The organism is Thermosipho globiformans, from assembly GCF_003990895.1.
Lineage (GTDB): Bacteria > Thermotogota > Thermotogae > Thermotogales > Fervidobacteriaceae > Thermosipho > Thermosipho japonicus.
In genome coordinates, this window is the sequence record NZ_BHXD01000003.1 from 137,605 (window position 1) to 152,903 (window position 15,299).

The window sequence follows — 15,299 nt, forward strand, 5'->3', positions numbered from 1 at the left end:
TTATTCTGCAACTTCAAATACTTGTTTTTTACCGTAATATCCACAATTTAAACAAACTCTGTGAGGAAGTTTTGGTGCACCACAGTTTGGACATACGGAAACAGGAACTGAAAACGCTTTATATATTTTTGCCCTCTTGTGATGTGTTCTGCTTCTTGACCTTTTTTGCTTTGGTACTGCCATATAAATCCCTCCCTTTTAATTTATATCAATTCTTATTTTGCATTTCTTCTTTTAATTTTAAAAGCTTTTCAAATCTTGGATCTATATTAAATACTTCCATTTCTTTGCAAACATGATCTGGATGTTCATTTAAATTTTCCCCACAGAAAGGGCATAAACCTTTACAATCTTCTTTGCAAACAAAAACGTCAGGAGCACTAACAACAAGTGCTTCAAGTATTCTTTCCTCAAGATCTATCTCTTCTCCTTTGTAGTATATCACATTTTTCAAATTTTCTATTTCAGAATTTTTAAAATTTGGTTCATTTTTTAAGTCATACACAGCCTCTATCGTTCCTTCCAAAGGCATTATAGCCATTTCAAGACACCTATCGCATGGTCTTTCAACTTTTCCAGAAACATATCCTCCAACTACAATTGTATCATCTGAATATACTATTGAAATTTTTACTTTAAATCTTTTATCAATTACTTTATACGTTCCTGTATGTAGCTCAATGTATTCACTTTCATAATAGTCCTCAATCTTAACATTTTTTTTAGCAATTATATCCTTTATTTTTATTTTCCATTTCATTTAATTCACCTCATCTTTTCATTTTTATGGTATTATATAATGGGAGGGAAGTGTATGAAGAAAATATTCTTTCTGGTCATTTTATTTATCTCAACAATAACTTTATCTTTTTTATTTGATCCTTTAAATTATATAACAAAATCCAACATTGGTCTACAATTACAATTTTATAACAAAGGTGGTAAAATTTCCATATATAATCCCTTTGTTTACAAAATTGTTTCATTTGATAGTTTTACCGATACTATGAGATTCCCTGAAATAGTAAAAGGACTTGCATATATCGAATCTGGTTTTAATATACATGCACTTTCTCATGTAGGAGCAATGGGTATAACTCAATTCAAAGCTGATGCTGCAATTGATTATGGAGTATTCAATGCATGGAATCCTCAGCAAGCACTTTTGGGTACAGATAGGATGATAAGATATTATTATCAAAAATATAATGACATCTATAAAGTGTTAGCTATATACAATATAGGTGAATCAAATTACAAAAAAGGAAAATATATAGAACAAGGCAACGCATATGCAAACAAAGTAATTGCTGCTTCAAGAAAGATAAGTAGAAAATCTTATCTGTACGATAGATACGTTTTATATTTACAAGGAACGCTCACAGAAAATTCCAGTCAAACTTACACTGCTTTTTCTTTTGGTAGCATTTTTGATTATCTAGGAATAGTTTATTTTGATATTTCCTCAACTCTTCATTTTAGAAAAGGTTATTTTCCAATTGAATTGGGGACAAAATCTTACATTAGAATAAATCACTTTGATTCTTTTGTAATTGGATATAATTTGGGGTATAATTTAAATTATGAAAATGAAATATCAATTGGTCCAATAATTGGCTATTCTCATTTTAGACCTATAGGCGAAAGCTACGAAATATACTACGATTTTTCAAAAGGGTTTAGTTTAAGTAACTTTTTTATCTCTATAGGGTATGGAAATAAATATTGGAGAATAAACTTTGGATTTGAACCAGAGTTTGATAATTTATTCATTAGTATAACAATATGAGGTGATGAGTTTGGAGTGGTTTAGAAAATTTTTAGATTCATTTTCTAAGTTTCCTGATTTTTGGAAAGGCTTAAAAAAGAATCAAAAAATTACTATACTTTCACTCTTAGCGGCAATTTTAATTGCCATAGTTTTAACTGTTATATTAAATGCTCCAAAGTATGTTCTCTTAATCTCAGCCAATAACGAAACAGATGCTGGAACTATTATTCAACAACTTGAATCACAAGGAATACCTTACAAGGTAGAGGCTGGAAATAGAATATTTATTCCATCATCATATAACGTATACGAAGTAAGAATGAAATTAGCATCTAGCGGAGCTCTAGGATCTTCAACTAAAGGGTTTGAACTACTTGACCAAAGTAGTTTTGGCGCTACAAGCTTTGACAAACAAGTAAATTATCAGCGAGCATTACAAGGTGAATTAGAAAGAACAATTGCAACAATCAATGGAGTAAAATTTGCAAGGGTACACCTTACTTTGCCAAAATATACATACTATGTTCGTGGTGAAATGGCAGAAACAAGAGCCTCTGTCCAGTTAGTGCTTGATCCAGGCGTTAGTCTTTCAAAAGAGCAAATTAAGGGCATCATTTACCTTCTAACTGGAGCAGTAGAAGGTTTGAAACCAGAAAACGTTAAGGTTGTTGACAACTATGGAAGAGCTCTAAGTGATTTAGTAAATTTCGATGATAATACAGTTGCAGCTTCAACAAAAGTCGAATTAAAAATGCAATTAGAAAGTTACTACAAAAAAAGATTCAACCTGCACTTGAAACGGTATTTGGTTTTGGAACAGTAGAAGTTATTCCAGATGTAAAATTAAACTGGCAAAAGGCAGAAAAAACAATAACAACATACAGCACACCAAAGGGCGGTCTTATCAGAAGCCAAGAAACAGAAACGGAAAAAAGTACTACAGCTCCTGCAGATGGTGGACCAGTTGGAACTGAATCAAACATACCTACTACGTATTACCAAAGCATTGAAGGTTCAAACGTTACCTTATATGAAAAGAGTCATCAAATTACAAACTATGAGTTAAACCAAATTGTTGAAAATATTGTTCAAAACAATGAAGGCGAAATAGAAAATATATCACTTTCAGTTATCATAGATTCCTCCTCAACGGTTTTCAACAAAATCTCAAAAGATGAAATAAATAAAATGGTTTCAGATGTTATAGAAAAAAGTATAGCCGCAAATTCAAGCCCATCTGCAATTTCATACTCTCTTGCATTCATTCCATTTAGTAGAGAAACAGAAGAAGAATTTTCAAAAATAATAGAGCAACAAACAAAACAAAAAGAGTTTCTTTACAAAGCAGGTCTCTTGCTAATAGCTACTATTCTTGTATTTTTTGGAACATATGGATTCTTAATACAATTAAGAAAAATAAAGGCAAGAAAACTGGTCTTACAAAGGTACAAAATGCTTGAAGAAGAAGTTCAAAAGGTTATGGAAGAAAAAACTGGTGAAGAAGCAGAACAGATACTTTCAGAAGCCCAAAAAGTTATTGAAGAGCTTAGAAATTATGCCCAACAACTTGCAGTTAAGTCACCAGAAGAAGTAGCATCAATAATAAAGATCTGGATTTCGGAAAGAGGGTGAACATATGGCCGAGAAATCTAGTATACCTGGAAAAAGAAAAGCCGCTATTTTACTTGTTTTAATGGGACCTGAAAATGCTGCAAATGTACTTAAAAATCTTGACGAATCAGATGTAGAACAGTTAACAATAGAAATTGCAAATTTAGGAAATGTTAAAGATGATGAAAAGCAAGAAGTTTTACAAGAATTTAAAGAACTATCAAAAGCTCGTGAAATGTTACTATCCGGTGGTATTGAATACGCAAAAGAAATGCTAATAAAGGCATTTGGTCCAGAAAGAGCAATGAAAGTAATAGAAAGACTTGTTTCTAACCTGCAAGTTAAACCATTTGAGTTTATGAGACTTGCAGATCCCATGCAAGTCGTTAACTTTTTACAATCAGAACATCCTCAAACTATTGCTTTGGTATTAAGCTTTTTAGATCCACCGCTTGCTGCAAAAGTCTTATCTGCACTGCCAGAAAAAATTCAAGCAGAAGTTGTTAAAAGAATTGCTCTGCTCGACAGAGCTTCACCTGATATTGTTAGAGAGATTGAAAAGAATCTTGAAAAGAAATTCAGCGGTCTTGGTGTCCAAACATTAAGCCAGGTTGGCGGTATAGATACTGCTGCTGAAATTATCAATAACATTGATAGAGCCACTGAAAAATCTATCATGGAAAAGCTCGGGTATGAATCGCCAGAACTTGCAGAAGAAATTAGAAGAAGACTATTTGTCTTTGAAGATCTCCTTAAACTTGATGATAGATCCGTACAACTTGTTCTACGTGAAGTTGACACAAGAGATCTTGCTGTAGCACTAAAAGGTGCTTCTGAAGAACTAAAAGAAAAGATATTCAACAATATGTCAAAGAGGGCTGCTCAACTATTAAAAGATGAATTAGAATTTATGGGACCAGTTCGTATTAAAGATGTTGAAGAAGCACAACAAAAAATTATTAATGTTGTAAGAAGACTTGAGGAAGCTGGAGAAATTGTTATCGCAAGAGGTGGAGGAGAAGAACTAATAGTTTAGGAGGAAACTTAATGTTAGATGAAAATGTATACTGTGTCATGGATACAGAAACAACAGGATTAAACCCTTATTTTGGTGATAGGATAATCGAGATTGCAATTGTACCTGTATACAAAAATAAAATTGTTAGAAAATGGATTTATCACTCTCTTGTAAACCCAAATATAAGGATTCCTGCTTTGACTGAAAAGATACACGGAATATCAAATGATGCAATATCAGATGCCCCATCGCTTGAAACTATTATTTCAAATGTTAGAGCATATGCAAAAGACACCATTTTTGTAATGCACAACGCATATGTTGACCTTTCTTTTATAGACATTGCTACAAAAGAAATAGGGGAATTCCCGATAAATTTTAGATATATAGATACACTTGAAATTTCACGGGTACTGTACAATAAAAAAAGAAGCTTGGAAAGCCTTGTAAAAGAATTTAAAATAGCAGATAAAGTACCGCACCGTGCCCTAGAAGATGCTATATTAACAGCGAAGGTCTTTTTAAAACTTTCCGAAAAAATAGGCTATAATAACATAAACGAATTTATAAGAATATGGGGGGATAGGTAATGGTTAAAAATTTTATTTTAGATACAAACGTTTTAATACATGATCCACAATCAATTTATTCTTTTGAAGACAATAATGTAATAATACCTCTTCCAGTTTTAGAAGAATTAGATAACTTGAAAAGACATTCCGGGGGGCTTGGAAAATTTGCAAGAGATGCTATAAGAGAGTTAGACAATTTAAGAAAACTTGGAAAACTTTCAGAAGGTATAAAACTAAAAAATGGTGGGACTTTAAAGGTAATTTCTCTAAAAAAAAGCGATCACGAAAATATAGATTTTTTATATGAAAAGTACATCGACAATTGGATATTAGTTTACACACTACATGTAATGAAAAACTCTAAAAATCCCACCTTTTTGGTTTCAAAAGATATTAATTTAAGGGTCAAAGCCGATGCTCTTGGAATCCCATCTCAAGATTATCTAACTGATAGATCAGACCTTGAAACTCTAAACCCTGGTTATTTTGAAACATCCAACGTTGATATGCTTGATAAATCAAATTTATTTCCTAATTCCTATATAATTTCCAGAGATAAATATTTTAGATATGATGGGGAAAATTTACTTGAAATGAAAAAACATATTCATGCTTGGAATGTAAAACCAAGAAATAGAGAGCAATTTTTTGCAATGGATGCATTATTAAATGATGATATTAAACTTGTTTCGTTGATTGGAATAGCTGGTACTGGTAAAACCTTTATTACACTGGCTTGCGCTCTTGAAAAGACTGTAACAGAACAAAAATACGAAAAGATAATTGTTGCAAGGCCACTTGTCGCTATGGGTGGAAAAGACATAGGATATTTGCCGGGAAATATTGAAGAAAAAATGAAACCATGGATGTCCCCAATATACGATAATCTTGAATATCTTTTCAAAATTTCAAACATAAATATGAAAGAATTTATGAAAAAGGAAATAATAGATATAGAAGCTTTAACGTATATTAGAGGTAGATCAATACCAAATCAATTCATCATTATTGATGAAGCACAAAACCTAACACCACATGAGATAAAAACTATTCTTACAAGAGCAGGAGAAAATACAAAAGTTGTTCTCCTTGGTGATCCATATCAAATAGATACACCTTACCTTGATAAAGATAGCAACGGACTTGTATACGCTGCAACAAAATTCTTAAATAGCAAATTATCTGCACACGTTGTTCTAAAAAAAGGCGAACGTTCACTACTTGCTAGTGAAGCAGCAAATCTTCTCTAAGGGGGTTTTAGATATATGGAAATAAAGGTTTCTAATCTAGAATTATTTAGTGTTCCATTTGGAATAAGTGTCCTCTGGAATCTTATTTTTCAAGCAAAAATAAATCTTCTTGACAAACTATCAAAGCAATACGAAAACGCTCATTTTGTGTTTTCAAACATTCTTGGTGAGTTTGGAATGTATGATAAGGTAAATGAAATTCTTTCAGCATATTTTAACAACTACAGCATAACTGACGAAGAACTTGATTTTAACTCTTCCCCTATAAACAATATACCAATTATACAAATAGATAATGAAAAGCAAAAATTTGAAACTGAAACAATTGGAATTTTTTATCCTTCTGATCTTTCAAATCTTCCTGAAAAGAAATACTCAAAAAATATCATTGTTTTAAAACAAATTGTTGATCAAAAAAAGTATGAAAAATTAGCCGAAGATTATATTGTAATAGGAGATTTTGAAAAGCTAGAATACAAAAACCTTCTTGAAAGAAAAGTGACAGATCTTACCCAAGATGACACCACAAAATCTTTCTTGTTAAAGGTTTTAAGAGGTGATAAAGTATGTTGATCAAAAAAGTTAAAATCAATGGATTTGGAAAATTAAAAAATAAAGAAATAAAATTTAAGCCAGGTCTAAATGTTATTTTTGGACCAAATTCATCTGGAAAAACAACACTAGCATATTTTCTATTAAATTCTCTTTCAAAACCAGGTAATGAAATAAAGAAGTACGAGCCATGGAATCATTTTGAATTCGGCGGAGAAATTTCAACCGATGAAGGTGATTTTAAAGTCGACTTTTTAAATGGGGAGTTTAACTCTTTAGTCGACAGAGAACTTTTAGAAACTATTGGATTTATAATGGAAGATGAAAAACTCGATACAATCAAAGAAAAAGATACCTTTGTAATAAGTTACATGAAAAAAAGGATGCAAAAAAATGAATGGGGCTTAAAACTAACAGATGCAATTAGCAAAACCGATGAGTATGCAAATGAAATTCAATTATGTATTGAAAATATAAGCAAACAAATATCTGAAATTGATAGCTACATTGATTCAGTAAAAGAAAAAATAAAAAATTATAACAATAAAATATCGAAAAAAAATGAACTAAAAAGAAAGAGTGAGCAGTTAAAGCAAATATTAGAAGAAAAAGAAGAAGAAATATCAAACTTAAAAAGAGAGTATATTCAAGAAATAACAGAAAAGATAAACTCTTTAAAAACTGATAGAGATAAACTTAACTTAAACCTCAAAGAATATCTCAAATTTTCAAAGATTGACAGAGATACAGTTTCTCAAGCAAAGGAACTCTTGGAAACAATTGAGGTTTTAGAAAACAACATCAAATCAATTTCTTCTCAGCTTGAAGAACTTGAAAATAACTTTTCTTCAATAGAAAATACCCTTAATGAAAAGATGAGAAACTTAAATATAGAAAATGAAAAAGACCTTGAAAAGGTAAATTTAAAGATCAAAAATTTATCACTTTTAAAGAAACTATATGATGAAAAGAAAGCAAAACTTGAAAATATATTAGAAGAAAATCCTCTCTGGAAGTTATTTACAGAAAATGAAGAAATAATTGAAGAAGTTGAAAAGCAAGAAGCAATTTATAGAGAAAATCAAGCAAAGATCCAAAATAAAATCGAAGAAAATGAAAAAGTACTAAAAAAATTGAATTCATCTATAAAAGTTCATAAAGACTTTTCGTTTGTCTTCTTTTTTGCTGCCATAATATCTTTACTTCTTGGATTTGTTATGAGAAATATAAATATATGGCTATTTTTTGGAGCAGCATTCACCGGCTTTATAGGTTTATTTGAAACAATTCTTTGGAGAAAGATAGAATCAAGAATGGATGAAGTAAAAGCAGAAATTCAGGAACTTACAAAGAAGAAAATGATACGTCCAACCTACTTGAGCATTTTAAAAGACTATAATCTAAAATCAATAAAGGAATTAAGACAAAAATACTATGAATTTATAGAATGGAAAACCAGAAAAAAAGAATATAATCAAGTTAGTGAAGAGTTTAAAAACTTAGAATCTGAAATACTTAGAGAGTTAAAAGATTTCAACTTGGGAAGCGCAGCACAAATAATAGATTCAGGTATCGCATATCTTGAAAAACTATACAATGATATCCAAAAATTACTCCTTTCAAAATCTTCTATCGAAAGAGAAATTTCTAAATTAAACGAAGAATTAGAAAGAATGAGATCTAAAAAAGAAGAAAGCTTTAGCAATCTAAACAAAATGCTGGAGGAACTTAAAATTTCAATTGATGAAATCAAAGATTTTGATAACATCTTTAATGAATATCTAAAAATTAAAGAAACAATAACAAAACTAGATTCCGAAATTGAAAAATTTGAAAATATTATTTCAGAAGAAATATATCCAGAATACATAATGTCAAAAATCTATGAAACTGAAAAATTGCAAGATGAACTAAATTCATATGAAAAGGATATACAAGAAGACGTTGAAAAAGCTCCAGAATTTAGTGAAATACTTGAAAATTTAAAAAAGCGAGATGAACTTTCAAGGAAACTTGAAACTTTAAAAGGATATTATTCAAAAATTGAAATATCAAAACAAATTCTTCAAAAAAATCTTGAAGAATACGTTGAAACATATGGTAAGAAATTTAAGGAAGAATTTACTAAAATACTTCTTTCTATTACAAATGAACCTCTGCCATTAATTGTTGAAGAAAATCTATCAGTTAGATTGAACATTAATGGTGAAAAGCTCAATCCAAGTGAATTCTTAAGTGCAGCAACATTTGACCAGTTGTTGTTTGCCTACAAAATAGCACTATATAGAACTATGTCTGAGCACAACTTACCACTTGTAATAGATAACGCGCTTATAAGATATGATAATACTAGATTACAAAAAACACTGGAAATATTAGATGAAGAATCAAAACGAAGACAGATAATCCTATTAACAAGCGATGAAAGGCTCAAAGATAAATTTAAAGAAGCCTTGATATTGGAGGGATAAAAGATGTACAAAAGGGTTCTTTTAAAATTAAGTGGTGAAGTACTTAGTGGTGAAGGTGAAAAAGGATTTAATATTGACAAAATTATTTACCTTATCGATGAATTAAAGTCCGTCCTGGAGTACGGTACTAATATTGGGATAGTAATAGGAGCCGGAAACCTTTTCAGGGGAAGAGAAATGAAGGAATTGTCTCCCACAATTGCAGATCAAATTGGAATGTTAGGAACCGTAATCAACGCATTATACCTTAAGGATCTATTTGAAAAACACGGGCTAAGAACTGTTGTAGTTTCACAGGTTACCTCTCTTCCATCAATTAGACCTATTCATTATGATGATATAAATCTTTATTTTGATGCAGGATACCTTGTCATTTTTGCGGGTGGTACGAGCAATCCATTCTTTACAACTGATACTGCTGCAGCTTTGAGAGCTGTTGAAATGAAAGCAGATATATTAATTAAGGGTACGAAAGTTTCAGGAATATTTGATAAGGATCCAAAAAAATACGAAGATGCAATAAAATTTGATAAATTAACTTTTGATGATGCGATTGAAAAAGAATTAAAAATTATGGATACAGAAGCATTTTCGATTTGTAGACGATATAATATGAAAATTTTGGTAATGGACTTCTTCAAAAAGGGAAATTTACTGCGTGCAATTAGAGAAGAAAATGTTGGTACTTTGGTGGTGCCAAAATAAATGTGGTATCCCGGTCATATAAGTAAGGCAAAAAGGAAAATAAAAGAATACCTAAAAGCTGTCGATACTATAATGATAATTCTTGATGCAAGAGCTCCTCTTGCAACAACCGCCTTCGAAGAAAATATATTTTCAAATAAAGATGTTTTGTTTGTCTTAAACAAAGCTGATCTTTCAGATGAAACATACAATAACCTCTGGGTTAAAGAAATTAGTAAAACTAATCCTGTTATAACATTTTCAAAGAAAGAGTCAGTTGAAAAAATTAAAAAGTTTATTAAAACCTATTCAAAGGAAAAATTAAAAGAGACGAGGATACTAATAGCTGGTGTTCCGAATGTTGGAAAATCATCTATAATAAACAAAATTTCTGGAAGAAAACTTGCAAAAACTGGAATGGCTCCTGGAATTACAAGGGGGCTTCAATGGATAAACCTTGGTAAAGTAAAGCTACTTGATACTCCTGGGATACTATATTCAAAACTTTTTAATAAAGATGTGACTGCAAAATTACTTTTGATTGGTAGTATTCCTGTAGAATCGGTTGATAAATATGATATAATTACACGTGCGTATGAAATTTTTAGTAATGAATTAAATATTAAGGAAACATTTGAAGAATTTATAGAAAATTTCGGAAAAAAGCGCGGATATCTAGCAAAGGGTGGACTTGTAGACTTTGAAAGGGCAAAAAACAACTTTTTTAAGGCTGTTGCGGAAGGTAAATTTGGAAGAATGACATTTGACAAGGAGGTGCAACTATGGATGCAAAGATAATAAATTCTTTAATAACTGCGGTTAATTCAACTTTTAACATGGTATTACAGGTAGAACCTAAAGTCTTAAAGCCAGAGATAGCAAAAGGAATAGATCCAAAATACCCTATAGTCACAGTTATAGGTTTTAACGGAGATATAGATGGAAATTTAATTTACTCATTTAATGAAGAAACTGCAAAAAACGTTGTAAGTAAAATGATGGGAATGCCATATGACAATCTTGACGAGCTTGCACTAAGTGCATTAGGAGAACTTGGAAATATGGCAAGTGGTTCAATAGCAATGAACCTTGAAAAAAACAATTATAAAGTCGACATAACACCTCCAACAGTTATAACAGGAAAAGAAATACAAATTACGGCCGAAGGTGTTATACTAAAACTTCCTTTAAACATTTTCTCAGAAGGAGATTTTGAAATACATATGGTAATTAGAAGCGGGGGGAAATAATGATAGTAATAACAAGCGTTTTGCGCGAAGAAATAGTGGGGGCGTTTAGAGAGCTGATGCCAGTCTTGGAAAATGGTGAAATTCTCAAAAGACCATATATGAGAGGACTTATAGGTGCCAACGAAGTTCTCCTTGTCTACGGCCTTATAGGAAAAGTCGAATCTGCAATGATGGCCCAAGCACTTATTGATAATTTTCATCCAAAATACTTTATACATTGCGGAGGTGCCGGTATAATTAACAGTGAAAGAAAAATTGGCGATATAGTCTGTGGGACTGAATATATTGAACATGATATAAAATTCAGGCAAAAGCAAATTAAAAAAATTAAAGCCTCTCAAACACTTATCGAACGTATATCCGATGTGTATAACAAGGTTATACTTGGACCAATTGCAAGTGGAGATATATTCGTCGATTCAGTAGAAGAAAAGACAAGAATATTCAACGAAACAAAAGCTGAATTAGTTGATATGGATAGTGCTGCTATTGCAAAGGTATGTTATGAAAACGACGTTGAATTTTGTGCAATAAAAATTGCACTTGACAAAAGTGTTGAAGGAAGTACTATTGAAATACAGCAAAATCTTAAAAAACTTGCCCCATTCCCTTCAGCAATAGTTGCTGAAATGCTTGAAAAACATCTTCTCTAATTGGAGGTAGATATGATAAACGTTGGATTATTCTTTGGTTCAAAAAGTGTAGAACACGAGATTTCTATAATAACAGCACATCAAGTGCTGAATTTTGTTGATAAAAATAAATACAATATAATTCCCATATATATTACTAAAGATGGAAAATGGCTAACGGGAAAGGTTCTTGAAAACTTTGAAAATTTTAAAAGCCTTGAAAGACTTGAAAAAAAGGCAAAACGAATTTCATCTATCTCTGCAAAAGATGGAAAATTAATCTTACATAGCAATATAAAAAAAATTACTATCGATGTCTGTCTTTTAACATTTCACGGAAGCAACGGTGAAGATGGTAGCATTCAGGGAATGCTCGAATTTCTAAATGTTCCTTATACAGGTTGTGGAATGTACTCTTCAATGTACACAATGGATAAAGTTATAACAAAACTTATTTTAAAAGAAAAAAATATTCCTGTAGTTGATTTTCTATACACAAGCAAAAAAAATTACACAAATGACTTTTTAAATCATTGTAAAGAAGTTCTTGAATATCCAATGATAGTTAAGCCTGCAAGGCTGGGGTCAAGTATTGGAGTAAAAAAAGTAAATGATAAAGACGAACTAGAAAAAGCAATTGAAGTTGCTTTTTCTTTTGATGATAAGATTATAGTTGAAAAGTGGATAGATTCTAGAGAGTTAAATTGTGCGGTAATGGGATATAGAAACATAGTTGTATCAGAAATAGAAGAAATAAAAAAACAAAAAGATTTTTTTGATTACAACGAAAAATACGTTCAAAAAGGTAAAAAATTTTCAAATCATATAATTCCTGCACCAATAGATGAAAATTTAAAAAATACCATAAAATCTATAGCTCGTGATACATTTAATGCACTAGAATGCCATGGAAATATAAGAATTGACTTTTTGTTATCTAAAGATAATAAAATATACGTTAACGAAGTTAATAGCATTCCTGGTGCACTTTCATATTATCTATGGCAAATGAGTGGATTTACATTCTCGCAGGTAATTGATAACATGATTTTAATTGCTTTTGAAGCTTTTAAAGATAAAAAATCTAAAATATATTCCATAGATACCAATCTATTCAATTTAAAGGTGGAAAAATGAAGAAAAAAATTTTAGATATCACAATAAACTACGAAGTTATAGAAAATGGCGAAAAAAACATCCTATTCTTACACGGATGGGGGGCAAATTTAAATTCTTTTTTGCCTGTTGCAAAAGAATTAAAGTGCAGGTCATTTTTAATTGATTTACCAGGATTTGGTGAAAGCTCTCTTCCAAATTCAATTTATTCAAGTTATGATTATGCCAATTTAATCGAACGTTTTATAAAAGATTTAAATTTAGATAATTTAATCTTGGTTGGACATTCATTTGGTGGAAAAATTGCTTCAATAATTGCAAGCAAAAACCCAAGTTGGCTTGAAAAAGTTGTTATAATATCCTCACCAGGGATTAAAACTAAGAAAAAATTTAAGACTAGGCTCAAAATTTTTACTTATAAATTACTTGCAAAATTTTTTTATACCTTTGGTCTAAAAAAAAGTCTTGAAAAACTAAGAAATAAATTTGGCTCACAAGATTATAAAACATCAAAAGGTATTATGAGAGAAATTTTAAAAAATGTTATCAGCGAAGATATATCAAAAGAATTAAAAAAGATCAAAAAGGATGCTTTAATAATATGGGGGAAAAAAGATGATGCAGTTCCACTCAAGGTAGGAATCAAATTCAACCAGTATATTGAAAATTCAAAATTAATAGTCTATGAAAACGCAGGTCACTTCCCATTTTTGGAAAATTTTGATAGTTTTCTATATGATTTTAAAAAATTTATAGGGGAGATCAACAATGGATAAGGTATTTTTATCACTTTTAGCTGCTAATTTTGTTATTAGATCTCTTTACTCACTTCATATGCTGCAATTAGAAGAATACTCAGAAAAAAAATATATAAAGTGGATTTTTACACATATAAATAAATACATAATTAACATTCTTCTAATAGCGTCTTTTATATTATACTTTTTTCACCCACTAATTGCCTCTTTAATATTACTAATATCAATATTTCTTGATTTAAAGCTATTTCTTTTGAAAAAGAAAAAGAAAAAATTAGTATTCACAAAAAGACTTAGAAGGTTAATGTACACCTCATTTTCCTTATTTGCAATTTTCTTATCCTTAACATTTATATATAATAACATAACCTATGAAATCATAGCATTTACGTTTGTTTTATTCAATTCTCTTTTTTATTATATAACCAACGGAATTTTAATCCCAATTGAAAGGCTAATTAATGAGTATTACTATAAAGATGCAAAAAGAAAAATATCAAGGCTTAATCCTTTAACAGTTGCAGTTACAGGAAGTTATGGAAAAACCAGCACAAAGTACTATCTTTACCATCTTGTATCCGAGCATTATAAGTCATTAATGACGCCGGAAAGTTACAATACAACAATGGGGATAACAAAAACAATACGCGAAAAATTAGATAAATCCCATGAAGTTTTTATCGTTGAGCTTGCCGAAAATGATAATTATGGCTATGATAAATTGTTAGAACTTGTAAAACCTCAAATATCTATTCTAACCTCAATTGGGATTCAACATTTTGAAGAATTTGAAAGTCTGGACAATATTATTCAAAACTTTAAAAACTTCATTCTTGATAAGCGCTCAGGGAAAAAAATTATTGCAAACATAGATGATGAAAATATTAAAAAGGTTTTAGAAAATATAGACACAAAAAAAGAAATAATTACTTGCGCAATCAATGAAAAAAATGCACAGTATAAAGTAGAAGAACTAAAGCTTTCAAAAGATGGAGCTAGATTTGTAGTTACTACACCAAATAATCAAAAATTTTCTTTTGAAACAAATGTATATGGCTACGAAAATATTAGAAACCTTCTTCTTGCTATAGTTGCAAGCTTTGAGTTGAAAGTCCCAGTAGAAGAAGTAATAGAAAGGGCAAAAAATGTTGTAAAGCCAAAACACAGGCTTGAAATAGTAAGAAATGATACTATTACCGTTATAGATGATACATTTAATTCAAATCCGAAAGGATTTAAAATGGCCCTTGAATATCTCTCGCTTTTTGAAAATAGAAGAAAAATCCTTGTAACTCCAGGATTTGTAGAACTTGGCGAAAAGGAAGATGAAGAACATTACAAAATAGGAAAAGAAATAGCAAAATATGCAGATGTTGTATTTTTAATAGGTGAAAAAAGAACAGAAAAAATATACAAAGGATTGATTGATTCAAACTTTGAAGGTAAAATATTCATAGTGGAAGATCTCAACGAGGTTATAGAAAAATTTAAAACTTTCTTACAACCTGGTGATGTAGTGCTATTTGAAAATGATCTTCCAGATAATTACAATTAATTAAATCCCCCCAATGGGAGGTTGGGGGGCTGGGATGGTGTGGTGTCCATGTTGGCTTT

At 30.4% G+C, this 15,299-nt stretch carries 15 protein-coding genes and 1 pseudogene; 14 read left to right on the forward strand and 2 right to left on the reverse strand.

What is annotated here, in order from left to right; translation table 11 throughout:
• Together rpmF and EO083_RS03775 are read right to left on the reverse strand one after the other, a co-directional pair.
• Positions 1-183 (reverse strand): 50S ribosomal protein L32, encoded by a 183-nt coding sequence (gene rpmF / locus EO083_RS03770; RefSeq protein ID WP_126992858.1) that lies wholly within the window; start codon positions 181-183, stop codon positions 1-3.
• 25 nt (positions 184-208) lie between these two features.
• The gene (locus tag EO083_RS03775) at positions 209-760 is read right to left on the reverse strand and encodes a YceD family protein (RefSeq protein ID WP_126992859.1); all 552 of its coding nucleotides are present in this window, start codon (positions 758-760) and stop codon (positions 209-211) included.
• A gap of 54 nt (positions 761-814) precedes the next feature.
• On the opposite strand from EO083_RS03775, the gene EO083_RS03780 reads away from it, so the two are divergent.
• The 14 genes and pseudogenes from EO083_RS03780 to EO083_RS03845 all read left to right on the forward strand — a co-directional run bounded on the left by EO083_RS03780 (position 815) and on the right by EO083_RS03845 (position 15,240).
• Complete coding sequence (locus EO083_RS03780) at positions 815-1,789, forward strand: lytic transglycosylase domain-containing protein (protein ID WP_126992860.1); 975 nt, start codon at positions 815-817, stop codon at positions 1,787-1,789.
• Positions 1,790-1,799: 10 nt separating this feature from the next.
• A pseudogene (gene fliF, locus EO083_RS10135) lies at positions 1,800-3,403 on the forward strand (flagellar basal-body MS-ring/collar protein FliF).
• Between the two features lie 4 nt (positions 3,404-3,407).
• Positions 3,408-4,418 (forward strand): flagellar motor switch protein FliG, encoded by a 1,011-nt coding sequence (fliG, locus tag EO083_RS03790; protein WP_126992861.1) that lies wholly within the window; start codon positions 3,408-3,410, stop codon positions 4,416-4,418.
• Positions 4,419-4,429: 11 nt separating this feature from the next.
• The gene (locus EO083_RS03795) at positions 4,430-4,990 is read left to right on the forward strand and encodes a 3'-5' exonuclease (RefSeq protein WP_126992862.1); all 561 of its coding nucleotides are present in this window, start codon (positions 4,430-4,432) and stop codon (positions 4,988-4,990) included.
• A complete protein-coding gene (locus EO083_RS03800; protein ID WP_126992863.1) occupies positions 4,990-6,222 on the forward strand; it encodes a PhoH family protein in 1,233 nt (410 codons plus the stop codon). The genes EO083_RS03795 and EO083_RS03800 overlap by 1 nt, the downstream gene beginning before the upstream one ends.
• A 15-nt stretch (positions 6,223-6,237) precedes the next feature.
• Positions 6,238-6,795 (forward strand): hypothetical protein, encoded by a 558-nt coding sequence (locus tag EO083_RS03805; RefSeq protein ID WP_126992864.1) that lies wholly within the window; start codon positions 6,238-6,240, stop codon positions 6,793-6,795.
• Entirely contained in the window at positions 6,789-9,245 is a 2,457-nt protein-coding gene (locus EO083_RS03810; RefSeq protein WP_126992865.1) for an ATP-binding protein, read from the forward strand. The genes EO083_RS03805 and EO083_RS03810 overlap by 7 nt, the downstream gene beginning before the upstream one ends.
• A 3-nt stretch (positions 9,246-9,248) precedes the next feature.
• Complete coding sequence (pyrH, locus tag EO083_RS03815) at positions 9,249-9,950, forward strand: UMP kinase (protein ID WP_126992866.1); 702 nt, start codon at positions 9,249-9,251, stop codon at positions 9,948-9,950.
• Positions 9,951-10,727, forward strand: a complete 777-nt coding sequence (gene ylqF / locus EO083_RS03820) for a ribosome biogenesis GTPase YlqF (protein WP_126992867.1) — start codon at positions 9,951-9,953, stop codon at positions 10,725-10,727.
• Positions 10,712-11,179, forward strand: coding sequence for a chemotaxis protein CheX (locus tag EO083_RS03825; RefSeq protein WP_126992868.1), 468 nt, complete (start codon positions 10,712-10,714; stop codon positions 11,177-11,179). Before ylqF ends, EO083_RS03825 begins: the two co-directional genes overlap by 16 nt.
• The gene (locus EO083_RS03830) at positions 11,179-11,832 is read left to right on the forward strand and encodes a 5'-methylthioadenosine/S-adenosylhomocysteine nucleosidase (RefSeq protein ID WP_126992869.1); all 654 of its coding nucleotides are present in this window, start codon (positions 11,179-11,181) and stop codon (positions 11,830-11,832) included. The genes EO083_RS03825 and EO083_RS03830 overlap by 1 nt, the downstream gene beginning before the upstream one ends.
• 12 nt (positions 11,833-11,844) lie before the next feature.
• Entirely contained in the window at positions 11,845-12,948 is a 1,104-nt protein-coding gene (locus EO083_RS03835; protein ID WP_126992870.1) for a D-alanine--D-alanine ligase family protein, read from the forward strand.
• The gene (locus EO083_RS03840; protein WP_126992871.1) at positions 12,945-13,703 is read left to right on the forward strand and encodes an alpha/beta fold hydrolase; all 759 of its coding nucleotides are present in this window, start codon (positions 12,945-12,947) and stop codon (positions 13,701-13,703) included. The genes EO083_RS03835 and EO083_RS03840 overlap by 4 nt, the downstream gene beginning before the upstream one ends.
• Positions 13,696-15,240 carry a Mur ligase family protein gene (locus tag EO083_RS03845; RefSeq protein WP_126992872.1) on the forward strand — a complete coding sequence of 515 codons (1,545 nt, stop codon included), beginning with the start codon at positions 13,696-13,698 and terminating at the stop codon, positions 15,238-15,240. Before EO083_RS03840 ends, EO083_RS03845 begins: the two co-directional genes overlap by 8 nt.
• Positions 15,241-15,299 lie beyond the last annotated feature (59 nt).

What these genes read in the sequence shown, in the direction of transcription:
- rpmF (WP_126992858.1), bottom strand. Translation starts at nt 183, where the DNA reads ATGGCAGTACCAAAGCAAAAAAGGTCAAGAAGCAGAACACATCACAAG.
- EO083_RS03775 (WP_126992859.1), bottom strand. Translation starts at nt 760, where the DNA reads ATGAAATGGAAAATAAAAATAAAGGATATAATTGCTAAAAAAAATGTT.
- EO083_RS03780 (WP_126992860.1), top strand. Translation starts at nt 815, where the DNA reads ATGAAGAAAATATTCTTTCTGGTCATTTTATTTATCTCAACAATAACT.
- fliG (WP_126992861.1), top strand. Translation starts at nt 3,408, where the DNA reads ATGGCCGAGAAATCTAGTATACCTGGAAAAAGAAAAGCCGCTATTTTA.
- EO083_RS03795 (WP_126992862.1), top strand. Translation starts at nt 4,430, where the DNA reads ATGTTAGATGAAAATGTATACTGTGTCATGGATACAGAAACAACAGGA.
- EO083_RS03800 (WP_126992863.1), top strand. Translation starts at nt 4,990, where the DNA reads ATGGTTAAAAATTTTATTTTAGATACAAACGTTTTAATACATGATCCA.
- EO083_RS03805 (WP_126992864.1), top strand. Translation starts at nt 6,238, where the DNA reads ATGGAAATAAAGGTTTCTAATCTAGAATTATTTAGTGTTCCATTTGGA.
- EO083_RS03810 (WP_126992865.1), top strand. Translation starts at nt 6,789, where the DNA reads ATGTTGATCAAAAAAGTTAAAATCAATGGATTTGGAAAATTAAAAAAT.
- pyrH (WP_126992866.1), top strand. Translation starts at nt 9,249, where the DNA reads ATGTACAAAAGGGTTCTTTTAAAATTAAGTGGTGAAGTACTTAGTGGT.
- ylqF (WP_126992867.1), top strand. Translation starts at nt 9,951, where the DNA reads ATGTGGTATCCCGGTCATATAAGTAAGGCAAAAAGGAAAATAAAAGAA.
- EO083_RS03825 (WP_126992868.1), top strand. Translation starts at nt 10,712, where the DNA reads ATGGATGCAAAGATAATAAATTCTTTAATAACTGCGGTTAATTCAACT.
- EO083_RS03830 (WP_126992869.1), top strand. Translation starts at nt 11,179, where the DNA reads ATGATAGTAATAACAAGCGTTTTGCGCGAAGAAATAGTGGGGGCGTTT.
- EO083_RS03835 (WP_126992870.1), top strand. Translation starts at nt 11,845, where the DNA reads ATGATAAACGTTGGATTATTCTTTGGTTCAAAAAGTGTAGAACACGAG.
- EO083_RS03840 (WP_126992871.1), top strand. Translation starts at nt 12,945, where the DNA reads ATGAAGAAAAAAATTTTAGATATCACAATAAACTACGAAGTTATAGAA.
- EO083_RS03845 (WP_126992872.1), top strand. Translation starts at nt 13,696, where the DNA reads ATGGATAAGGTATTTTTATCACTTTTAGCTGCTAATTTTGTTATTAGA.